The organism is Nodosilinea sp. LEGE 07088 (assembly GCF_015207395.1).
Taxonomy (GTDB): domain Bacteria; phylum Cyanobacteriota; class Cyanobacteriia; order Phormidesmidales; family Phormidesmidaceae; genus Nodosilinea.
Map to the genome: position 1 here is coordinate 1 of NZ_JADEWX010000041.1, position 22,120 is coordinate 22,120.

15 protein-coding genes are annotated in these 22,120 nt (G+C 56.3%); 6 read left to right on the forward strand and 9 right to left on the reverse strand.

Features of this window, described 5'->3' with window-relative positions:
- Nucleotides 1–147: 147 nt before the first annotated feature.
- Nucleotides 148–1,302 (forward strand): metallophosphoesterase, encoded by a 1,155-nt coding sequence (locus IQ254_RS11980; protein WP_193966394.1) that lies wholly within the window; start codon nucleotides 148–150, stop codon nucleotides 1,300–1,302.
- A gap of 2 nt (nucleotides 1,303–1,304) precedes the next feature.
- On the opposite strand, the gene IQ254_RS11985 is transcribed toward IQ254_RS11980, so the two are convergent.
- Nucleotides 1,305–3,947, reverse strand: coding sequence for an endonuclease/exonuclease/phosphatase family protein (locus IQ254_RS11985; protein ID WP_193966395.1), 2,643 nt, complete (start codon nucleotides 3,945–3,947; stop codon nucleotides 1,305–1,307).
- A gap of 655 nt (nucleotides 3,948–4,602) precedes the next feature.
- Here IQ254_RS11985 and IQ254_RS11990 point away from each other — a divergent pair.
- Nucleotides 4,603–5,784: an aldo/keto reductase gene (locus IQ254_RS11990; protein ID WP_193966396.1), complete on the forward strand. Its 1,182-nt coding sequence runs from the start codon at nucleotides 4,603–4,605 to the stop codon at nucleotides 5,782–5,784.
- A gap of 218 nt (nucleotides 5,785–6,002) precedes the next feature.
- A complete protein-coding gene (gene rpe, locus IQ254_RS11995) occupies nucleotides 6,003–6,713 on the forward strand; it encodes a ribulose-phosphate 3-epimerase (RefSeq protein WP_193966397.1) in 711 nt (236 codons plus the stop codon).
- A 72-nt stretch (nucleotides 6,714–6,785) separates the two neighbouring features.
- On the opposite strand, the gene IQ254_RS12000 is transcribed toward rpe, so the two are convergent.
- The 4 genes from IQ254_RS12000 to IQ254_RS12015 form a co-directional block, all read right to left on the reverse strand.
- Entirely contained in the window at nucleotides 6,786–8,720 is a 1,935-nt protein-coding gene (locus IQ254_RS12000) for an adenylate/guanylate cyclase domain-containing protein (protein WP_193966398.1), read from the reverse strand.
- A gap of 33 nt (nucleotides 8,721–8,753) precedes the next feature.
- Complete coding sequence (locus tag IQ254_RS12005) at nucleotides 8,754–9,863, reverse strand: hypothetical protein (protein WP_193966399.1); 1,110 nt, start codon at nucleotides 9,861–9,863, stop codon at nucleotides 8,754–8,756.
- Nucleotides 9,864–10,065: 202 nt separating this feature from the next.
- Nucleotides 10,066–10,371 (reverse strand): hypothetical protein, encoded by a 306-nt coding sequence (locus tag IQ254_RS12010; protein WP_193966400.1) that lies wholly within the window; start codon nucleotides 10,369–10,371, stop codon nucleotides 10,066–10,068.
- Nucleotides 10,372–10,610: 239 nt separating this feature from the next.
- On the reverse strand, nucleotides 10,611–11,996 hold the full coding sequence (locus tag IQ254_RS12015; protein WP_193966401.1) for an NAD(P)/FAD-dependent oxidoreductase: 1,386 nt from the start codon (nucleotides 11,994–11,996) through the stop codon (nucleotides 10,611–10,613).
- Between the two features lie 302 nt (nucleotides 11,997–12,298).
- Between IQ254_RS12015 and IQ254_RS12020 the strand changes: the two genes are divergently transcribed.
- Complete coding sequence (locus tag IQ254_RS12020; RefSeq protein ID WP_193966413.1) at nucleotides 12,299–14,110, forward strand: aspartate kinase; 1,812 nt, start codon at nucleotides 12,299–12,301, stop codon at nucleotides 14,108–14,110.
- Nucleotides 14,111–14,157: 47 nt separating this feature from the next.
- Here the strand turns inward: IQ254_RS12020 and IQ254_RS12025 are convergent, their stop codons facing one another.
- Both IQ254_RS12025 and IQ254_RS12030 read right to left on the reverse strand, forming a co-directional pair.
- Nucleotides 14,158–14,502, reverse strand: a complete 345-nt coding sequence (locus tag IQ254_RS12025; protein WP_193966402.1) for a DUF1815 family protein — start codon at nucleotides 14,500–14,502, stop codon at nucleotides 14,158–14,160.
- Between the two features lie 330 nt (nucleotides 14,503–14,832).
- Nucleotides 14,833–16,584 (reverse strand): ABC transporter ATP-binding protein/permease, encoded by a 1,752-nt coding sequence (locus IQ254_RS12030; RefSeq protein ID WP_193966403.1) that lies wholly within the window; start codon nucleotides 16,582–16,584, stop codon nucleotides 14,833–14,835.
- A gap of 56 nt (nucleotides 16,585–16,640) precedes the next feature.
- Between IQ254_RS12030 and IQ254_RS12035 the strand changes: the two genes are divergently transcribed.
- Nucleotides 16,641–16,997, forward strand: a complete 357-nt coding sequence (locus IQ254_RS12035; RefSeq protein WP_193966404.1) for a GGDEF domain-containing protein — start codon at nucleotides 16,641–16,643, stop codon at nucleotides 16,995–16,997.
- A 1,168-nt stretch (nucleotides 16,998–18,165) separates the two neighbouring features.
- Entirely contained in the window at nucleotides 18,166–19,752 is a 1,587-nt protein-coding gene (locus IQ254_RS12040) for an iron uptake porin (protein ID WP_313887433.1), read from the forward strand.
- A 379-nt stretch (nucleotides 19,753–20,131) separates the two neighbouring features.
- Here IQ254_RS12040 and IQ254_RS12045 read toward each other — a convergent pair whose 3' ends face one another.
- Both IQ254_RS12045 and ttcA read right to left on the reverse strand, forming a co-directional pair.
- On the reverse strand, nucleotides 20,132–21,025 hold the full coding sequence (locus tag IQ254_RS12045) for a pirin family protein (RefSeq protein ID WP_193966406.1): 894 nt from the start codon (nucleotides 21,023–21,025) through the stop codon (nucleotides 20,132–20,134).
- 56 nt (nucleotides 21,026–21,081) lie between these two features.
- Nucleotides 21,082–21,996: a tRNA 2-thiocytidine(32) synthetase TtcA gene (gene ttcA, locus IQ254_RS12050; RefSeq protein WP_193966407.1), complete on the reverse strand. Its 915-nt coding sequence runs from the start codon at nucleotides 21,994–21,996 to the stop codon at nucleotides 21,082–21,084.
- Nucleotides 21,997–22,120 lie beyond the last annotated feature (124 nt).

Here is a 22,120-nt window from a genome sequence, read left to right on the forward strand (position 1 = left end):
CCCCTATTCCCTCCCCCCTATTCCCTCCTCTCTATTCCCTCCTCTCTCTCCACCTCAACTACAGCCTATGGCTACCGATTCGGTTGCCTAGGGGCTAGGCTAGTAGAGAATCATGTCATTTCGTAACTAGCACACATTTTTAATTCCATGGGACAGCGTTTTCGCTTCGCGATCATCAGCGACCCTCACATCGCTCAATCGGAGACTATCTACAATGGCCCCAATCGGTTTCATTTAGTGGAAGTCAGCATTCCGGGTATCGAGCAAATTTTTGACCATCTAGAAACGCTGGATCTCGACTTTTTGCTGCTGCCCGGCGACCTCACCCAGCATGGTGAATGGGTGAACCACCGCTGGTTGATCGATCGCCTCAAGCGACTGCCGTTTCCGGTCTACGTGGTGCCGGGCAACCACGATGTGATTGCCCGCGATGCCAGCGATCGCGCCATTGGCCTACACGACTTTCCGCGCCTGTACCAGGACTTTGGCTACAGCGACGGCAAAACCCTGCACTACCAGCACGAAATTCTTCCTGGCGTGCGGCTGGTAGCGCTGAATTCAAATGCTTTTGAGCCATCGGGCGAACAGATTCGGGTGGGCTATGTGGATCAGGCTCAGCTGGACTGGCTGGAGGAGACGCTGGTTCGGTACCGGGATGATCTGATTCTGGTGATGCTGCACCACAACGTGCTGGAGCACCTGCCGGGGCAGTCAAATAGCCCCCTGGGACAGCGCTATATGGTGAGCAATGCCTCGGAAATCATTCGACGATTGCAGGCCGCCGGGGTGCGGCTAATGTTTACCGGCCACCTACATGTGCAGGATGTGGCCCGCCAGGGCGACCTGTATGAGGTGTTGACCGGGTCGCTGGTGAGCTACCCGCACCCCTACCGGATTGTGGAAATTGAGCACGGGGATAGCGCGCTGCGGGTGGAGGTGCGATCGCGCCGCCTGACCGCCGTGCATCCCTGGGATGACCTACAGGCGATGTCACATCAGTGGATGTGCGATCGCGCCGAGGGGTTTATGACCAAGTTTCTCACCAGCCCGCCGATTGGGCTGGCTGAGCACGAAGCGGCGGCGATCGCCCCGACCCTTAAAGACTTTTGGGCCAGCATTGCCGCAGGCGACCCCCAGATTGACTTCTCTCACCTGCCCCCCGAGGTACAAACGCGGCTGGCCCACTTTAACTCAGTCGATGGCGAGGGCAACCCGCTGGCAATCGACAACACCGCTACGCTGGTGTGGTCAGGGGACGCCACGCCGTCCCCTGACCATAGCTCAACCCATAGCTCAACCTAGGTCTAAACCAGGAAATTCTCAGTACTGAGCATACCGGGAGTAACGCCCTCCAGCGTAACCAGGGGCCGATTCAGCAGGTTGCGGCGATCGCCGTTGGGGTCCACCGTGACCGTAGTATTGCCAAAGCCAAAGCTGATCAGGTTGACATAGTCCTCAAAGGGGGTGTCGCTACCGTAGTTAGCACCGGAGAAAATCCCTCTCAGATCAATTACGTCTTCTGCCGGATTAAAGTCTCGAATAATATCCAGTCCCTCATTCACGGCTTCGTAGACAAAGGTGTCGCGGCCTTCCCCGCCCGTGAGTAGGTCAATCCCTCGCCCACCGAGCAAAATATCATCACCCGCGCCGCCAATCAGGGTATCTAGGCCTCTGCGGCCTTCGATGCGATCGGCACTGTCAGTGCCGATGAGTACATCGCGTCCGTTCGTACCGACAATTTCGTTTAGAGCTGTCTCAAAGGTGAATCGGGCCAGCAACGGGTCATGATCGCTGGCTCGTCCATCGGTTTCCGCGAACTCAGCATTGACATGCACCGCATCGAACTCGGCCCCTGCCGCCAGCCCCTCACTGACCAAAATGTGATCGAGGGACTGAGAGTTGCCCTGAAAAATAAAAGAGTAGCGCTCATTTTCCGGCAGGGTTTCGGTCAGGTTGGTAAGGCCTGTGTTAGCCGCCAAATCTTTTACGGGAGAGACAAACTCAAACTCGTTAAAATCGCCTAGCACCACCACGTTAGCGCCGGGGGCGTCGCTCACCAACCCATTGACGTAGTTCTGTACCGCCAGCGATTGAGCCTGACGCTCGTCGAGAGAACCGTTGACGGCAACCTCTTCCTGGCGGGCTTCAAAGGGCTGCTCAGTGCCCAAAATTGGCGCACTGCCGCCCTTGGACGAAAAGTGGTTGTTGACCAGGGTGACAGTTTCGCCATTGAATTCAAAGCTAGCGACTAGGGGTAAACGCGCTCCAGCAAAGGCTTCGCCGCTACCCTGACCACCGATGGTGGCTACCGAACCTTCAACCAGGTTCACACGGCTGGGGTCGTACAGGTAGGCAGTACGAATATTGGCTCCGGGCTGACCACCGCTGGCGTTATCGGTAATAAAGGTGTTGTCGATAAAGGCATAGGTAGGGCCGCCCGCTGCGGCGATCGCATCCACCAGCGTTTGCAAGGTCACATCGGCTGCCGTCACGCCATCATCGGTGCCGCCGGAGTTATCCTGCACTTCTTGCAGGCCAATGATGTCAGGACTGTTGAGGTTGTTGACAATCTGCTGGGCGATCGCCGCAAACCGACCGTTGGCAATGTCGGTGTCGCCGTCGCTGTCGTTGGGGTCGAGATTAAGCACGTTGTAGCTGGCCACCGTGAGCTGGTCGTCGCCCGAGGTCAGGGGGCTGACCTCGGGCGACAGCCCCGCCGCCTGAAGGGTGTTAGAAAAGTCTGCGGTAGCGACAATTTCAAAGTTGCCGAAGCCGTAGCCCACCACCCCGGTGACATCTCCCAGGCGATCGCCCACGCTCACGTCGGGAAAGGCAAAGTCAAACACCCCACTGTCGAACTGAATTTGCACTCGCTCGGGGTTGAAGTCGTCGGGGCTGATGTTCAGGGTGCCGCGATCGCTCAGCCCGGTAGCCCCCGCGCCATTATCCACAACCCCAAAGATTTCACCAAATCTGTTGGTCCCGTTTACCACCAAGAAATCTTGGGCCGTCACCCGCATCCCTTCCAGCGACTCGAAGAAATCGATGCCGTCGGTCTCGGGGTCAAAGCTGCCAAAGGCGTCGTCGTCAATGTTCTCAGTCGGGGGCACCCGGCCACCTGCGCCCAGAATTGTGGCGGCGGGCAGCGCATTGCCGGTGCTCAACACCGTTAGGGTGGGGGTGCCACTAATTTGCGTGGTGGATAGGTTGCGGGTAGACGCGCCGCCTGGGGTAAATTCTGACACGGTGCCCTCGACCCGGAGTTCATCGCCCACCGCTACGCCGGGGGCGCTGCTGGTAAAGACAAAGATCGCGTCAGAGGTCGCAAGATCGTCGTCACTCACCGGGTCTTGCAGGTAGAACCCGTTCGTATCTACCGCCGTGACGACGCCCGTGGTGACCACCGCTTGCCCAACCAGGGGGGAGGTATGTCCAGCGCCCTGAATTTCGCCAATGCTGGTTAGCCCGCCACCGCCGCCGCCATTGCCCGCACCATTGACACTGCCTTTAGTCGCCGAGGCCGGGCCAGTCCAGGTGCCATTCAGCCGCTGTAGCGATTGGCCAGCAGGTTCACTGCCCGTCTCCGAAACTCCAATATCGGTACTGGTGAGACCAGCGGCGGGGCCATCGGTAGCCGTAAACTCTCCTTCGTAGCTGAGGAACTCGACCACATTGCCGGCGACATCGACCAGGGCAATACCATCGGGGGAGCCGTTTTGGAGGCCGTTGACGGGCAGGTCAACCACAAATGTTCCCTGACCGTTGGCTTGATCGGCAACAATACCGCTGAGGGCAAAGGTGCCATAGGCCCCCCCCCCGTTGCCGTTGTAGAGTACCAGGCTGTAGCCCGTCAGGTCAGCCCCCGCACTGGCGGTGACTTCGATGAATTCACCCACGTCGGTGCCCGCGTTGTCGTAGTGAAATTCGCTAATAAAAACAGTTGCCATGGAAAATACTTACCCCAATAATTCCAGTTTTTAGCCGCACAAAACCAGCCCCCTCGCTGATGGGGCTTAAGACAAAACTCTCTATCGACACAAAAAAACTGCTAGCCGAAGGTAGCAAAAAGGCTCAAATAGCCCGATCTCGCAGGCTGAGCTCTAGATTCAAAACCAGGTTGAATGTACGGAATGACTCAATCTCTGTACTTATTCGCATCGCGGTACGCTGCAACAGAAGCATTGTAAAGTTACGCTAGAGCTATCAGTGTTTTCACATCAAACAGTAACAGAACACCGATGACCCCTCAGTAAAGGTGTGGTTAAAAGTGATTTAAATAACCCAGATAGCTACGGTTTTCATCAGACCTTTCGTCATGACCTTAGCCATCTGGCCGCGATCGCTAAGCGGATGGTTTTAACGAGTCAAAAAAAACACCACCCGCCTAACTATGATCGGGAGCATGGCCAAGTCGATCCGGGTTGCTGATGTGTCCGGTCGCTATTTGGCAGCTCGAATTAGGCTTCACCACAGGGTTGCCACGCCCTTTGATCGGGTTTTGGGAGCGAGTTGGCCGATGGGTTACCTGTGCACCTTTACAACCGACAATCCCTTGATTACCGTGATGAGTAGGTTTTTGTATCGTTTGTGGACTCATTCTCTATGCAGTATCGGCGCTTCGGTCGCACCGAGCTTCAGATGCCCGTGTTTTCCTGCGGCGGCATGCGGTACCAGCACTCGTGGAAAGACGTGCCCCTTGAGCACATTCCACAGAAAAATCAGGAAAATTTGAACAGTACGATCCATCGTGCTTTAGCGGTGGGCATTAACCACATCGAGACAGCGCGGGGCTATGGCACCTCTGAAATTCAGCTCGGGCAGATTTTGCCGGCGTTAGATCGCGATCGCATCATCGTCCAAACCAAAGTTTCTCCCACCGCAGACCCCGCCGAGTTTCGCCAACATCTCACCCAATCCCTAGCTAACCTCAAGCTCGACACGGTGGATCTACTGGGCATCCACGGCATCAATACCGCTGAGCTTTTAGACTGGACGCTGCGCCCCGGTGGCTGTATGGAAGTGGCGCGGGAGTTTCAGCGTCAGGGGCGAGTGCGGTTTATTGGCTTCTCGACCCATGCGCCGACGGCGATCATTCGGCAAGCCATTGCTAGCGACCAGTTCGACTATGTCAACCTGCACTGGTACTACATCAACCAAGACAACTGGCCTGCGATCGATCTGGCCCAGCGTCACGACCTAGGGGTCTTTATCATCAGTCCGTCAGATAAAGGGGGGCATCTTTACACCCCTCCGGCCAAACTGGTGGAGCTTTGCGAGCCGCTGAGCCCCATGGTGTTTAACGATCTGTTTTGCCTCAGCCACCCTCAGGTGCATACCCTCAGCGTTGGTGCGGCGCAACCCACTGATTTTGATGAACACCTCAAGGTGCTGCCGTTGCTGACCGATAGCGATCGCCATCTAACCCCCGCGCTCGATCGTCTGCACCACCATGCCCAAACCGTTCTGGGCGAAGACTGGCTACACACCTGGGCCCTGGGCCTGCCCGACCCCGACGAGACCCCTGGCAACATCAATATTCCCGCCATTTTGCGGCTGCGAAATCTGCTGCTGGCTTTTGAGATGGAAGACTATGCCAAGGCCCGCTACAACATGCTGGGCAACGCAGGCCACTGGTTCCCCGGCGAAAAAGCCGAGAACCTGGATCAGGTGGATCTGTCAGACTGTCTGCGCCGCAGCCCCTATGCAGAGCAAATTCCGCACCTGCTGGCCGAGGCCCACGAAAAATTGGCGGGTCAGGCCATGGCTCGATTGTCTAACGCTTAGAGCAGCTTGCTTCCTTGGCGAGGGGGGCGAGGCGATCCCCTCCCGGTAGGGGCAAGGCTAGAGCCGTCTTAGCCAGTGCTCACCCTACTGCGCAGGGCGATCCCAGGGCTTCATTATATTTTTAGGGGGAATCTCCCCAAATCCAGAAGTTTTATGAGGAGTGATCTTAAGACTTTGTTACGATGTACACAACTGTGCAATTAGGAGAACCATCCAACATGCCTCGCACCTCTACAAACAAGAGCTCCGTCGTGATCTCTCCCTCGATTTTGTCGGCAGACTTTAGCCGCTTGGGCGAAGAAATTAAAGCCGCTGACGAAGCCGGGGCCGATTGGATTCATGTAGATGTGATGGATGGTCGCTTTGTGCCGAACATCACCATTGGGCCTCTGATTGTGAGCGCCATTCGCCCGGTGACTCAAAAGCCGCTCGATGTACACCTGATGATCGTCGAGCCGGAGAAGTACGTGGCCGATTTTGCTAAGGCTGGCGCTGACATTATCTCTGTGCACTGTGAGCACAATGCCTCTCCCCACCTCCATCGCACCCTCGGCCAAATCAAAGAACTGGGCAAGGAAGCGGGGGTCGTGCTCAACCCCTCTACCCCCCTATCGCTGATTGAGAATGTGCTCGACCTCTGTGACCTGGTGCTGATCATGAGCGTTAACCCCGGCTTTGGTGGTCAGAGCTTTATTCCCACCATGGTGGATAAGATTCGCGACCTGCGTACCCTGTGCAACGAGCGTGGCTTGGATCCCTGGATCGAGGTTGACGGCGGCCTCAAGGTCAACAATACCTGGCAGGTACTCGAAGCTGGTGCCAATGCCATTGTGGCGGGTTCAGCGGTGTTTAAGGCCCCAGATTACGCAACTGCGATCGAGGGCATTCGCCACAGCAAGCGCCCCGCCCCTGAGCTAGCTGCGGTTTAAGCCGTACGGTTAGCTAGTCAGAACCTTGTCATAGCCAGGGCTAGGTGCGCCGATCGGTAAACCTAGCCCTGGCTAGTTTTGAGGGGTATAGGGCAGCTGATCGAGGTGTTGCCTCAGATCTTTTTGTACCTGGTGATAGAGCTGATCGGTATCGCCTTTGAGAGCGACGACGCCATAGACCTGTACTGCTTCGTGATCGCGGCCAGCCAGTACATGGTTGCCATGGTCCACGGTAATGATGTGATCTTTGACCAGGTCATAGCAGGGCTGGGTAATTAGAATATCGGTGCCGATCATCTTGGTCAGGCCCTCAATGCGGCTGGCCACATTAACTGTGTCGCCGATGGCAGTGTACTCTAGGCGCTGCACTGACCCCACATTACCCACCACCAGTTCCCCGTAGCTGATGCCGATGCCATTGTAGAGGGGGGGCAGATGTCGGGCTTTGAGCTGAGTGCGTAGGGTAGCTAGAGCCTCGCGCATGGTCAGGGCGGCATGGATGGCTCCCAATGCATCTTGCTCTGGGCCCTGGGACTTGGGTGCGCCAAACTCAGCCATCACGGCGTCGCCAATAAACTTGTCGATGGTGCCCCGGTGGTCCAAAATGGCCTCGACCATCACATCGAGATAGGTATTGAGCAGGCTGACGGTTTCGATCGCCCCCAGCTGGTAGGAAATTCGGCTAAACCCGCGAATATCTGAAAACAACACCGCCGCCTGAAATTTTTGCCCGACAGTCAGGCTGGTAAAGTCTTCGGGCTGATTGAGAATCTCTTGGGCAACCGAGGGGGCGACATAGCGCTCTAAAGTCCGACGCAGGCGCTGCTCTTCGAGGCGGTTGCTGACTGCTCCAGTGGCGATATAGGTAATTCCGCCCATGCCCAGACAGGCCACCGGAATGGCTAGGGGGACAATGCGATCGCGGTGTACCATCAGCAGGTAGGCCAGCGCTCCCCAAGCTGCGATCGCCGCCAAAAAAGTCACTAGCCTGGGTACTGGTTGGGTAAAGCGGTAGCCCAACCCCAGACCGATGGCCCCGATGGCGATGGCGGTAACCAAGGCCTGAGCCAGCGGGTTGGCGATCGCAGCGTTAAGGGTTCTGCCCTCAATCATGGCGGCTAGGGCATGGGCATGAATCTCGACTCCGGGCATGTTGCCGTCGATCGGAGTGCGTTTACGATCCTGAAAGGATTCGGCCAGGGGGCCAATCAATACAATCTTGCCCTCGAACTGAGCGGCAATCAGCGGCCAGTTGTCGGGGTCGAGCACCTGCACAAACGATACCGTCGGAAACGTCCCCGCCGGGCCGTAAAAGAAAAGCGCTTCACTGGTTTGCTCAGGGCGAGGATAGCCCGCAGCGAGCAGCGTCGCCTGGGCGAACGAAGGTAGCCTATCGGTAAATCCGTGGGTCTGGCGTAGGGTCTCAATCCCTCGTTCTGGAAAGGCCCGGTACTTGCCATCGACACCCACCTCCAGGTTGATCAACCCCGCCTTAGCCCGATCGCCATAGATGGGCTGTAGCAGGTTGGTGAACAGGCCAAAGTCACTGGTTGACACATCGTAGGCTGCCGCCAGGGCAACGCGATCGCCCCAGCGATCCAAGGTTGCCGCCAGCGCTGCATCGTCGGCGGGGCCGTAGCCGCTGGGGTCTACCAGCAGCACATCGATCGCAACAGCCTTAGCCCCCGCCGCCATCAGCTGCTCAATAGCTTGGGCATAGGCCAGTCGCTGCCAGGGCCAAATTGCCAGCGGGGCCAAAAACGGGTAGCGATCGGGGTCAGCCTGATAGAGATCACCCTGGGACAGCGAATACTCATCAATCCCCAGAATGACAATGTCTGCTGGCGGTGGCACTGGTCCCCGCAGCCTTAGTAAAAACGACTGGGCCTGCCCTTCAATTAACACAATCCACGGATGCTGCGAGGCCAGGGTAACGGCCCCAAAGACCGCCCAGCTCACCATTAACCCATGACCCAGCTGGAAAATACGTCGGTAGGCTCTAACCACAGTAGCTATTCTCTTGGTGTAGTCGACGCGATCCTAAAACGGGAACGGGAAGCGAATGGATGGACTCGGAATTTGCGGCACCCAATAGTAGGGTAACGGCACTCCGGGAAAGAGCTGCTCAAAGGAGCGTCGCAGATCACTCATGCCCGGTATTTCTATAAAGTCTTTAATCAGGGGGCCTTCCAGCAGGTTAATGAAGTCGTCTGGCGACAGTGTAGCAATCACAGCCTGGTTGCCCTCAGGAGCAATCATCACCTGGTTGCCTTCAAGAATAGCCAGCGAGTCACCCTCACCAAAATCTACGGTGTCCACCTCACTATTGTCTGATGGCAAAGCCGGGGCATCTGGTGGCAAGGCCGGGGAGCTCTCTGGGCTGTCAGCTGGTGGGGCCGTTTGTTTAGTGGCCGCGACTAGAGGATAGCGAGTGAACTGGGGAGGGAGTTTCACCTCCGGCGACGGTGTGACCGGCGGCGGTGTGATCCGCGGCGGTGTGACCGGTGGCGGCGAGACTGGCGGGGGCGAGACCGGCGGTGGAGGCTCTACAGGGTTAACAAAAGGCACCACCGGGTCGGTAGTCGGCACCCTTGGATCAAGGGCTGGATCGAGAGGGTCGAAGTCTTCTGCCATAGCATCAACTGGCAGGGGGTTGGGGTTGCGCTGGACTACAACCTCACCTTCAAACACGCGAATGATGGTTTCGCCAGCCTCGGTGACCTCAAGGGTATAAATGGTGCCCCGCACTCCGGCCACTGTAGAGGTTGAGCAGCCGTTGAGGCTGCCGTTGACCAGTAGCGTGCCTCGATTTAGCTGAGCACATTGGCCGACTACCAGGCTAGAGTTGTGGGCTAGGCGCGCCACTGCTCCGGTGTTGAACCGCAGCGAGGCTCGGGCCGAGCGGGTACGCACCTGCTGCCGTTGCTGAGCAATGCTGTTGACTTGGGCGGCTCGATTTTGAATATAGACTTGGTTGCTGTCTAAAATTTCGGTAACAGTGGCGGTGTTATTAGTTTGACCCTGAGCCTGGTGCCCCGGCAACGTCAATAGCGTGCTGCATACTAGCGTTGTCCCCATGAGGCGAACAAACCGTCCCCAGTTGAGACGCTGGGGTCGTCGCCTACTCGCTGGTTGTAAAAAAGCTGCCATGATTACATTCCCCGGAAGTGCCTGGATAAAATTTATACATTGGCGACCTCCCCTGTTCAGCACAAATTTTGAAACTTAATCGGCACATCACAGTACCGGCTAGGTCGTTGAAGATGAGCCAGGTTAGGAAACCCCAGGCCGCAAACGCTGGCCGGTCGGGCGTCGGTAAAGAACGCTGTGGCTAAAATAGCGATCGCGCGAGCTAGCTAAATACGTCAGGCTGATCGGGGTCATGCACCTGTCCCAGGTGAGGCAGTAGAGCGGTTACCGCCTCAGGGGATTGGGCGATGAGAGTCAGTAGATCGTAGGCATCCATAGGCTGCTGAGTCTGGGCGGCGATGCGATGGGCATAGTACTGCACCTGAGCCATAATCCGGGGCTCAGCCTGGCGCAAATACATGCATAGACAGGCCCGGGCCTGGGCCGCTGGATCTCGCCCCAAGAAGTAGGCCATTGCCGTTAGCAAGTGGCGCTCATAATCGGGTAAATCATCGGCATTGAGAGACATATCGCGGTAAGACCAGCGAGTGCGAAGATATGACCTGCTGGGATTGAGCCTTGTCTACAGCCTGAGCGGTATCGAGGCTAAGGCGATCGAGAAACGTCGTTCCCTCATCCTACAGTTGCAGCGTGGTAAATTCTGCAACTGTAGGCCATAGATCTAGCCTCATCTATCTACCTATGGGTAGCAGCCAGGAAACTGGCCTAGAGTGGTTTGGATTCGGCCTGAGTAAAACGCTAGAAGGGTTAACCTTCTGAGGTGCTGGCATCCACTTTTTCAATCACTTTTTCGGTAATCAGGCGGGATCCCTGCTTACGCGTGAGATAGTTAGCGCCCCACTGGGTCATCACCATGAGTTTGTTGTCAAACTCAATCAGGTAGAAGATGTGCACAAATAGCCATACAAACCAGGCCGGAAAGCCGGTGAGCTTGGCCCAGGGCAAGTTAACGACGGCGGCGTGGCGACCAATTACGGCCAGGCTACCGCTGTCTTTATATTCAAAGGGCGGCAGCGTGTCATCCTTGAGTTGCTTTTGAATCAGGCGGGCGACGTATTTGCCTTCCTGCATGGCGACAGGGGCAACACCGGGCAAAGGCCGTTCACCCTGGTGGGCAAAGTGCGCCAGGTCGCCAACCACAAAAATATTGGAGTGAGTGGGTAGGCTGAGGTCGTTGTTGACAATGACTCGCCCGGAGCGATCGCGCGCGGCCCCCGAGCGCTCGGCCAGTAGCCCCCCCATGCCGGGGTCGCGCACACCAGCCGCCCACAGCACGGTGCCCGCCTTGAGGGTGGTGACCTCGTCGCCCTGCTTTAGGGTGATTTTGTGGCCCGAAATGTCGGTCACTAGAGACTGGGTGACGACCTCAACCCCCATTTTCTCTAGGTCAGCCTTGGCTCGGGCCGATAGTTCCGGGGGAAAGGGGGGCAGCACCCGATCCATGCCTTCGACTAGCAAAATGCGGCTGTCGGTGGTGTCGATGTGGCGAAAGTCGTTGCGCAGGGTGTGGTAGGCCAGCTCAGCCAGAGATCCAGCTAATTCTACGCCAGTGGGGCCACCGCCTACAATCACAAAGGTTAGCAGGCTTTTCTTGAGCTCTGGGTCATGGGTGTTTTCGGCCTTTTCGAAGGCGGCAAAGATGCGACGGCGCATCTCTAGGGCGTCTTCTACGGTCTTAAGGCCGGGAGCTACATCGGCCCAGTCGTCGCGGCCAAAGTAGAAGTGGCTCATGCCCGTGGCCACAATCAAACTGTTGTAGGGGATGATGCGGCCATCGTTGAGAATAACCAGCTGTTGTTCGGGGTCAACATCGGTGACTTCACCCATCAGCACTCGGGTATTTTTTTGCGCACTGAGGACACCGCGCAGAGGCGAGGCGATGTCGCCTGGTGAAAGCCCCCCCATCGCGACCTGGTAGAGCAAAGGCTGAAATAAATGGAAATTGCGCTTATCGATCAGGGTGACGTCTACGTCTGCTCGCCCCAGCTGCTGGGCTGCGTAGAGACCGCCAAAGCCTCCCCCAATAATCACTACCTGATGCTTACCGGGGGTAACAGGCGGTACCGCCAAGGTCAGCGATGGCGATGCCGAAGCATTCAGGTCTTGGTCAGGGGAGCGCTGGACAGTCTGCATGGCAATACCGAGAAGCGAGTTGTTACTTTTCGTTATAAAGCAGAATACCGCTAAATACTGTGCGCTGTGCTATATCCCTTTAACCCAGCTAGTATTTGTGAGGATTCACCCATTAAGCGTGCCTTGGAAGGGGAATAGCCTGATAGGCTAAAAGATCAGGTTAAGGTTGCCAGTTCCCTGAACACTGGAGATGAGTGTTTAAGACTGCCGGGAAGGGGCTAACGATGGGGAAGCTCTGCCGCCGCTGGGCTCAGGAGCAACAGGGGCGGGCTCGCGATCGCAAGGAGACAGACACTAGCACTATGGCGTTGATCGTACAGAAATATGGGGGCACCTCTGTTGGCACCGTGGAGCGGATTCAGTCGGTGGCCCAGCGGGTCAAAGCCACAGTAGACGCCGGACACTCGGTGGTGGTGGTGGTGTCGGCCATGGGGAAGACCACCGATGGCCTAGTCAAACTTGCCAACGATATTACCGCTCAGCCCAGTCGCCGCGAAATGGATATGCTGCTGTCTACGGGCGAGCAGGTGTCGATCGCACTGCTGACCATGGCGCTCCATGCCCTCGATCAAGAGGCCATTTCGCTGACCGGTGCCCAGGTGGGGATTGTCACTGAGGCTGAGCACACCCGCGCCCGCATTCTAAAAATCAAAACCGACCGTCTCCTGCGCCACATCCACGAAGGCAAGGTAATCGTGGTAGCTGGGTTTCAAGGCATTAGCCAAACCTCAGATTTAGAAATCACGACGCTGGGGAGAGGCGGCTCAGACACGTCGGCGGTGGCCCTAGCGGCGGCACTCCAGGCGGAAAAGTGCGAGATTTACACCGACGTTCCCGGTATTCTCACTACTGACCCGCGCCTGGTGCCCGAGGCCCAGCTGATGGCCGAAATCACCAGCGATGAAATGCTGGAGCTGGCCAGTCTAGGGGCCAAGGTGCTACACCCGCGCGCGGTCGAGATCGCCCGCAACTACGGCGTTACTCTGGTGGTGCGATCGAGCTGGACCGATGAGCCAGGCACCCGCGTGATTTCTCCTCGGCCTCAGCCGCGGCCCCTAGAAGGGCTGGAGCTGGCCCATCCGGTGGATGCGGTGGAGTTTGATACCGACCAGGCCAAGGTGGCCCTGCTGCGGATTCCCGATCGCCCAGGCATTGCGGCTCGTCTGTTTGGCGAGCTGGCGAGCCAGACGCTCAACGTGGATTTAATTATTCAATCCATCCACGAGAGCAACACCAACGATATTGCCTTCACCATGGTAAAAGGCAACCTCAGCCGAGCCGAAGCGGTAGCGACCGCGATTGCCCCAGCCCTGCGCAACAACCCCACCGACACCACCCAGGCGGAGGTTATGGTCGACCAGCGCATGGCCAAAATCAGCATCGCCGGGGCAGGAATGATTGGCCGTCCTGGGGTGGCGGCCAAGATGTTTTCGTCCCTAGCTGAGGCTCAGATCAATATTCAGCTGATCTCGACTTCAGAGGTAAAGGTGAGCTGCACCATTGACGTCGACGATTGCGATCGCGCCATTGCCGTGCTGTGTGAGGCCTTTGAAGTGACGTCATCGCCCATGCCCCAAAGCGACTTCTCTGGGCTGCATGCTACTAATCCGGTGGTGCGCGGGGCTGCCCTAGACACTAAGCAGGCCCGTGTCGCCATTCGTCACGTGCCCGATCGGCCTGGCATGGCGGCTCACATCTTTCACCTGCTGGCTACCCACGGCGTCAGTGTCGATATGATCATTCAGTCGCAGCGCTGCCGCTTGGTGCGCGGGCAGGCGACCCGAGACATCGCCTTTACCGTGGCTCAGGCCGATGCTGAAACCGCTAGGTCGATCGTAGAGGGAGCTGCGGTTGACCTAGGTCTGGGCGATGTGACGGTGGATGCGGCTATTGCCAAGGTCAGCGTGGTGGGTACCGGCATGATTTACGCTCCAGGGGTAGCGGCGCGTATGTTCAAGGCGCTTTCTGAACAGGGCATTAATCTACAAATGATTGCCACCTCGGAGATTAAAATCAGTTGCGTGGTGACTAAAGATGAAGGGATTAAAGCTTTGCGGGCGGTGCACAATGCGTTTGACCTAGCTGGTCTAGAGCGCACGGTGGTGCCAGCGTAGGGGTAGGGCAAAGTTTGGCACAGCTCACGATTCAACGCCTAGAGCCCCTAGACTTGAGCGGCGACAGCCTGTTGCGACCCCGTAGGCTGAATGCGAAACTTCACCAGGTTGGCCAACTCCTGCAGCTGCTGGATGGCTTCAGCGCCCTCAAGCTTCATCAGTTCGCGATCGTCGCGCATCTCTGTCCAGGTAATGCCGTAGTCAGACACCAGAAAGCGAATGAGATGGTCATCGCCCAGGCTGACCATAAAGGAAGCGCTATTCATTTGGCCACCACAGGTGTAGCAAGAGGCCAGGTACCCCATACCCTCGAGCACTGTGGCTAGCGCTTGCAGGTTCATGACCAAGTCTCGAACAAATTGGCGGTGCTGCTCAGCTAGTCTGATAAACATAACGACACTCCTCATTACCCATAGAAATTGTAGTCTAAAAAATTAATTAATTCTTAAGATTTAACAGATGACGGATATTTCTTGCGTTCATTAATCAATCCATCTTACCTATCCCAGCGTAAATGTGCCTACTGTCGCGGTTGAGTTGGATCGTTTGGCGCTGCCCTAAACCCTGGGAGGTAGAGTCTGAGGGCATTTTGTAAATTTTGAAAACTTGAGGCTCCGGCGTGAAGTCTAGATTATTTTCTATGATTCACCAAAGAGTAAGCACTAACCCTGGCGAGATCCGTAGCTATGATCACCAAATAACGCTCCCCATGTCATGCGATATTAGGAACCAGCTGTGGCTAGCCCTGAGGTTTTGAGCACCCAGGTGTGGTCCTCGCTCAGTTCTAGGGTGGTTTGGTGGTAGTCGTAGAGCGATTCGCGGTGGCCAACGCTGATAAAGGTGGTGCCGGTGTGGCGCAGGTGATCGTAGAGTTTAGCTTCATTGGCTAGGTCGAGGGCGCTGGTGGCTTCATCGAGAATGGCAAAGCTGGGCTGATTGAGCAAAATGCGGGCAAAGGTAAGGCGCTGCTGCTCACCTAACGAAAGGACGTCGCCCCACTCTTCGATGGCGTCGAACCCGCCAAAGCGCTCAGCTAAATCTGCCAGGTTGACGTTTTCTAGGGCGGTCTGAAGGGCAGCATCCTCACTATCCTGACCGGTGTGAGGATAGAGGAGTTGCTCTCGGAGGGTGCCGAGAATCATGTAGGGTTTTTGGGGCAAGAACAGAATATCGTCGAGGGCTGGGCGGTGGATGGTGCCGCTACCCGAATTCCATAGGCCTGCGATCGCCCGCAGTAACGAGCTCTTGCCACAGCCGCTGGGCCCGACGATCAGCAACCCAGTTTTGTCGGCCACCGCGATGGATAAATTCTCAACCAGGGTGCGCTGGTAATTGGGGGTCTGTAGGGTAAAACCTTCGAGGGCTAGGGAGTCGGCGGTGGCGATGGTAATGGTGGGGTACTCCGAGGGTCTGTCTCTATTGTTGTCTGCATGTGCCGTATCTTCCTTTTTTATAGAGCCGCCTTCTATCGGGCTGAGGGCGGCGGCAAAGCTGTAGAGGCGATCGATGCCCGCGCCAAAGGAGGTGAGTTCGGAAAACCGTGCCACCACCACGTTGAGGGAGAAAAACACGCGCACAAAGGCACCCTGGGCTTCGGAGACTTTGCCCACCTCCAGATCGCCTGCAAACACAGCGGGGGCGACAACGATGGCTGGCAGCACAAAGGGAATGAACTCATAGGCGTTGGTGAGGGCGTTGAGGTTGAGTTCCCAGATAATTAGCCGCTTGAAATTTTCGAAGGCGGCCATGAAGCGGTTGTTGACCTGGCTAGCCTCCTGGGCCTCGCCCCGATAGAAGGCGATCGCCTCGGCATTTTCGCGAATACGCACCAGGCTAAAGCGAAAGTTGGCCTCGCGCTTGAGCTGCTCAAAGTTGAGCCGCACCAGGGGCTGGCCGAAGATCACCACGGTCACCAGGGTGCCAAGCAGGGCGTAGAGCACCAAAAACCCCACCAGATTTTTAGAGATGCCCAGCAGTACGCCGCTAAAGGCGATCACCTGCAATACCGAACTCACGACCACCAGCAGCAGGGCCAGAGACTGCTGGGTAAAGTTCTTAACATCTTCGGCGATGCGCTGGTCGGGGTTATCGATGTCGGGCTGAAACTGCTGAATGTTGTAGAAGGCGCGATCGCCAAAATAGTCACCCACAAACCGCCCAGTCAGCCAGCGCCGCCATTCTAGCCCCAGGCGCTTTTGCAGGTAGTCGTACCCGGCCAGCAACGGTGCGTAGGCCACCAGCACCCCGATGAACACCAGCACCGTCTCCCAAAAGCGAGCCTCATCTTGGGCCGACAGGGCCGAGATCAGCACCCCCCGCTTGTTGTTGAGCACCACGCTAAGACCGGTATAGCCCAGCAAAAACACGCCGATCAGCAGCAGCAGGCCCCCGGCTTTCCACTTTTCGTCGCCCAACCAGTAAGCCTTTGCGATCGCCCAAAACCGTCTGAACCCGGTGAGGTTAAATCGTTCCATGGCAATGCAAAATCTCCCGCTGCGCAAAGGGTATTGAGGAGATCTTACAGAGGTTAATGCTTTCGTGCGGCCATTGGCGGCAGCAGGATGATCAGAAAACTGCGCCGAACGGCTGGTTTACGGTGGCTTTCCCGGTGGCTTCTTCTGTGTCTAGCTCAGGGCATGTGGAAGAGTTTCTGGTGGTGCTAACCACTACTACGCCAGCCGAAATTGTCCAGACCGCAGAACGATTGCGGAAACGATTGGAAAACTACAGCCATCCAGGGGTTGGGCGGGTAACTGCCAGTTTTGGGATAGCCGTTACCACTTCAGATGAGATATTGGACACGTTAATTCACCGCGCTGATGAGGCTTTATATGCCGCTAAGCAGCAGGGGCGTAATCGAGTCAGCGGTGCCCCTGTAAAAATCTAGCAAGCGGCTACTAAAACAACACCAGTAGCCCTTACTGCGGTGTTAGCGCCCCCATTTTGCCGCTCTGGTAGTCGGCCATGGCCTGGTAAATTTCCTCGGTAGTATTCATCCCGGTAAGCCAGCGCCGCTACGCCAACCCCAGGCGCTTTTGCAGGTAATCGTAACCGGACAGCAAGGGACATCGGCTACCAGCATGCCAATGAACACCAAGACTCTCTCCCCAAAGCGGGCCTCATCTTGGGCGGAGAGAGCCAAGGTCAACATACCGCATGGGTTGTTGAGCACCGCGCTAAGCCCGATATTGCCTAGAGCATCGGTACAGTATGGCTAAAAACCCGGTTTCTTTGTCATTGCCCCAACGGCGTGACTGGCATTCTGGCCGAGAAACCGGGTTTCTGTACCGGCGTTTTAGCAAAAACACGGCGAGCAGCAGCCCCCGACTTTCCACTTTTCATCGCCCAAAACTGCCTGCACCTCCTCAGGTTAAATTACTCCATGGCAATGAAAAATCTCCTGCGGCAAAGGGGGTTGGGGAGATCTGACAAAAGTTAAGGATTTTACGCTAAATCTTCCTAGCCAAGACTGCATTAGCTGCCGCCCCGCCGTCGAAAATTTAATGGAATTGAAACGTCAAGGGCGATATTTCTCCCTAAGGAAATAAATCTTCTTTTATGCCCTCACGATCGCCATTCTCAAGCAGCTGCGGGGTGAGGCAAAGTTAAAAACTATGCGCTAAGAACAGGTTGTGTTGAATTGCACTCAGTCGTCCATTAGATTTGCTTATGAATGATCAACCCTAAATTTATTTGACTAATCAAACGGCTTAACTGAATATTAGCTCAGGAGAAAATCACTGAATAGTTCCTGCATAGAGTAATTTCAACTATTACGATTACTTCTTCTCTCTTAGGAAAAGTTTGTGGTTTTTATCCTTCTGGTTTTTTAGTTAGGTTTAGCGCAAATGTCTTTAAGTCAAGGATATTACTCCTCGCAGGCAGGAGCTTGTTTACTGTGCTTTCTAGCCGGATGGATAGGGACTGAAAAAGCAGCCATGGCTCAGATGGCTAGCGCTCTAGAACCTTCTCCAGTAGTAGAAGAGCAATTCAGCATAGACAGCCTTTCACTCTCTCAAGGCCCTTTAGACTCGGCCATCGCCCAGGTCACATCAGTGTCTGAATTAACTGATGTGGCACCAACCGACTGGGCATTTCAAGCGCTCCAGCTATTGATTGAGAACTATGGCTGCCTACAGGGTTACCCCGACAGTACATTTCGCGGCAATCGTTCCCTGACCCGATATGAATTTGCAGCGGGGTTGAATTCATGTTTAGATGTCATGGCTACATTGATCGGCAATGCCTCAGCCATCCCTGATGAAGATTTGGCCCTACTGCGACGACTCCAAGAAGAATTTACCAATGAACTGACTGCCCTGGAGAGTCGGGTTGATGGTCTAGAAACAGACGTAGCTGATCTCAGACAAACTCAGTTTTCTACTACTACAAAACTCAATGGTGAGGCTATCTTTGGTTTGTCTATAGCCAATAGCGGGGCTAATAACACAGGCACTGGCACTGCCTTTAATAACCGCTTACGGTTAAATCTCAATACCTCCTTTAGCGGGCAGGATTTGCTAGTCATCGGTCTGCAATCTGACGGATTTGGCGGTGGTTTTGGTGCTACCGGTAGTCTGCCCCAGGCATTGGGAGTGGGCGATCCTGTCTTTGGAACGGCCAGTAATGTGAGTTTAGGGACAGCGCCTCAATTTGGTCTAACCGATCCTAGTACTTTGTCCAATCGCGGGCTCAACGATATCAACCTGTACAAACTTCTCTACGTATTCCCTGTAGCCAATCGGCTCACCATGTTTGTTGGGCCTAGGGTTGAGGCGACCGATGCTTACCCCTCAATTGCCCCCTTTGCCGATGCCAGTCAGGGCGCTGTGTCTCGCTTTGCTACCACCGACAATGCCGTTACCCGGGTGTCAGGCGGAACGTCAGGCATTGGGCTAGCCTCGGCTGCCGGAGCGATTTGGAATCTGTCTGACCGGGTCAACCTGACGGCCTTTTATGGCAGCGTCAATTCCTCAGTGGGCACTAACAACGGCCTGCTGGGAAACCCACCAACTCCATTGGGTGCGGGGGTGTTTGGTGGCAGCTATGTGCTCTCATCGCGCCTGGCCTTTAACTTTAGCGATACCTTCAAGCTGGGATTGAGCTATGCCAACAGCTATCACCAGATCAATATTTTGGGTACGGGGTTAAGCGCATCGGATATTGGCTCGGTGCAGTTCGCGCCTAACGCAGCCCAGCTGGCAGCCACTGGGGGAAACGCTACCCTGGCCGTCCTGGATGAAGGGATTCGACTGAACTCTGTTGGGGCAACAATGAATTGGCAGTTTACCCCTGGCGTAGATTTGACTCTATCGGGGAGTTATATTATGGCCGATCTAGTTGATGTCAATGCCTCCACAAGCTTTATTAGCTGGCTAGCTGGCCTGCACTTTAGAGATGCCTTTGGTGAAGGCAACACCGCAGGATTGATCTTTGGTCAGCCGCTCAACCGAATTTCAGTCGGCGGTCTGGCCTTTAATCCTGAAGATACTGATCCATACCATCTAGAAGGCTACTTCAATCTGCGTTTGACCCCTAGACTTAGCCTCACACCTGGAGTATATGCGGTGTTCAACCCAGAGGGGGTAAGCGGCAATAGCACCACCGTAGTCGGTGTTTTGCGTACAACATTTACATTCTAAGCCCGACAAAAATAAGGCTATAGCCATCGCTAGATCGGTTAAACCAGGGTTCTCTAGGGGTATCAATTCCAGGCGGGCCATGGCTGTAGCGAGGTAGCTAGAAGCCAGGAGACAGCAGGCCGAAAGCTACCAGGTCAACGGGGCCTAAAGCATCGGTTCAGTATGGCTAAAAACCCGGTTTCTTCATGCACTGACCGACGAGATTTGGCCTTGCCTGGGGGAGAAACCGGGTTTCTGTAGCGGCGTTTTAGGGTCTGATACGAAATCCGATTTGGGAAACCCCGATTTATAATCAGGAACCTCGTAGGGGCATAGCATGCTATGCCCCTACGAACCGGGGGTATTCAGGCAGGATTTGGTCTGACCTTGGCACCGTTTATTAAGGCGTTAACGTCCCCATTTTGCCACTCTGGTAGTCGGCCATGGCCTGGTAAATCTCGGCGGTGGTGTTCATCACGAAGGGGCCGTGACCGACGATGGGTTCTTCGATGGGTTCACCGCAGAGCAGCAGGGCAGTGGTGTCGTGCAGAATGTCGAGGGTGAGGCTGGTGCCCGCGCGATCGCAGATACCAATCTCTGCCTCCGTCAACGGCCCCGACCCACCGACTCGCACCGAGCCCTTCAACACCACCAAAATCGTGGTGTAGCCCTCTGGTAGGTCTAACTGCACCGACGTGTTTCCGTTTAATCGCAAGTCCCACAGGTTGATCGGGGTAAAGGTCTGGGCTGGCCCCTGGGCCCCGGCAAACTCTCCGGCAATGACTCGCAACTTCCCCTGGCCATTGGGCAGTTCAATCACCGGGATGCGATCGGCGGTGATGCCCTGGTAGCGGGGAGCAGCCAGTTTGTCTTTAGCGGGCAGATTGACCCACAGCTGCACCATTTCAAACGCGCCACCCCGCTGGGCAAAGTTGGGGCCATGGAATTCTTCGTGTACTAGGCCCGCTGCGGCGGTCATCCACTGCACGTCCCCAGGGCCAATGATGCCGCCGCCGCCAGCAGAGTCGCGGTGCTCGACCTCGCCCTCGTAGACAATGGTGACGGTCTCAAACCCCCGGTGGGGATGTTCACCTACCCCACGCCGAGCCGTAGTGGGTGGGAAGGTGGCTGGCCCGGCGTAGTCGAGCAGCAAAAAAGGACTTATTTCTGGCCCCAGACTCGAGTAGGCCAGCAGCGTGCGCACTGGAAAGCCATCGCCGACCCAATGGCGATCGGGGGTGCGCTGTAGGCTGTGCAAGGTTTTGGTGGTGCCGGGCTGGTTGAGGGTGGTCATGGTGGGGATCGATGGGTTGAGAACAACGACAGCGAGCGACGACAGTGAGCGATGACTTAGGGGGCTGGAGTTGGCCACGGTAACCCATCGGCCAACAGGGCGATCGCCGGGTCAAACTCGGCCTCTAAGTCGGTGCCCAATTCATCCGATTGGGGAGCAGATTCAGGATCTAGGCGATCGCGCTCTAGGCCGCCAAAATCGAACAGGCTAGGGTCAGCCAGCTGCGATGGGGCCACATTTTGCAAACTGCGAAACAGGGTCTCGGTGCGCCCAGGCCACTCCTTTTCCCAGGCTCGCAGCATCTCCTTAATTTGGGCGCGCTGCAAATTGGCCTGGGAACCACACAGTGTGCAAGGAATAATGGGGAACTCGCGGTAGCGGGCGTAGCGGGCAATGTCGGCCTCAGGGCAGTAGGCCAGGGGCCGAATGACGATGTGGCGGCGATCGTCGGTGAGCAGTTTGGGCGGCATGGCCTTGAGCCTGCCGCCGTGGAACAGATTGAGAAACAGCGTTTCGATCATGTCGTCGCGGTGGTGGCCCAGGGCAATTTTGGTGGCTCCTGCTTCTGCCGCGACCCGGTAGAGAACGCCTCGGCGCAGGCGGGAGCAAAGCCCGCACATGGTTTTGCCTTCGGGGATCACGCGCTTGACGGTGCTGTAGGTATCCTGCTCGACAATGCGGTAGGGCACGTCGATGGACTCAAAGTACTCCGGCAGTACATGGGCAGGGAAGCCCGGCTGCTTTTGGTCGAGATTCACCGCCAGAATCTCGAAGTGGATGGGGGCGTGGCGCTGGAGGTGGCGCAAAATATCGAGCAGGGTGTGGGAGTCTTTGCCGCCCGAGACGCAGACCATAACGCGATCGCCCTCGCTAATCATGGCGTAGTCGGCAATGGCTTGGCCGACCCGCGATCGCAAAAATCCCTGGAGTTTTTTGAAGCTATTAGAGGTGGGCCGCTTAACGCCGACCATGGGGCTGTTTCCTGGAGATAACGCTAACGGTCAGGTCTTTATTTTAGAGGTTGGGCAGTGCCCTGTGCCGTCACCGTCGCCAACGCCGCCCCGCGCCGCCCCGTAACCCGCCCTACATTTGAAT

Coding starts and splice junctions, on each gene's coding strand:
- IQ254_RS11980 (WP_193966394.1), top strand. CDS start 148: ATGGGACAGCGTTTTCGCTTCGCGATCATCAGCGACCCTCACATCGCT.
- IQ254_RS11985 (WP_193966395.1), bottom strand. CDS start 3,947: ATGGCAACTGTTTTTATTAGCGAATTTCACTACGACAACGCGGGCACC.
- IQ254_RS11990 (WP_193966396.1), top strand. CDS start 4,603: ATGCAGTATCGGCGCTTCGGTCGCACCGAGCTTCAGATGCCCGTGTTT.
- rpe (WP_193966397.1), top strand. CDS start 6,003: ATGCCTCGCACCTCTACAAACAAGAGCTCCGTCGTGATCTCTCCCTCG.
- IQ254_RS12005 (WP_193966399.1), bottom strand. CDS start 9,863: ATGGCAGCTTTTTTACAACCAGCGAGTAGGCGACGACCCCAGCGTCTC.
- IQ254_RS12010 (WP_193966400.1), bottom strand. CDS start 10,371: ATGTCTCTCAATGCCGATGATTTACCCGATTATGAGCGCCACTTGCTA.
- IQ254_RS12015 (WP_193966401.1), bottom strand. CDS start 11,996: ATGCAGACTGTCCAGCGCTCCCCTGACCAAGACCTGAATGCTTCGGCA.
- IQ254_RS12020 (WP_193966413.1), top strand. CDS start 12,299: ATGGCGTTGATCGTACAGAAATATGGGGGCACCTCTGTTGGCACCGTG.
- IQ254_RS12025 (WP_193966402.1), bottom strand. CDS start 14,502: ATGTTTATCAGACTAGCTGAGCAGCACCGCCAATTTGTTCGAGACTTG.
- IQ254_RS12030 (WP_193966403.1), bottom strand. CDS start 16,584: ATGGAACGATTTAACCTCACCGGGTTCAGACGGTTTTGGGCGATCGCA.
- IQ254_RS12035 (WP_193966404.1), top strand. CDS start 16,641: ATGCTTTCGTGCGGCCATTGGCGGCAGCAGGATGATCAGAAAACTGCG.
- IQ254_RS12045 (WP_193966406.1), bottom strand. CDS start 21,025: ATGACCACCCTCAACCAGCCCGGCACCACCAAAACCTTGCACAGCCTA.
- ttcA (WP_193966407.1), bottom strand. CDS start 21,996: ATGGTCGGCGTTAAGCGGCCCACCTCTAATAGCTTCAAAAAACTCCAG.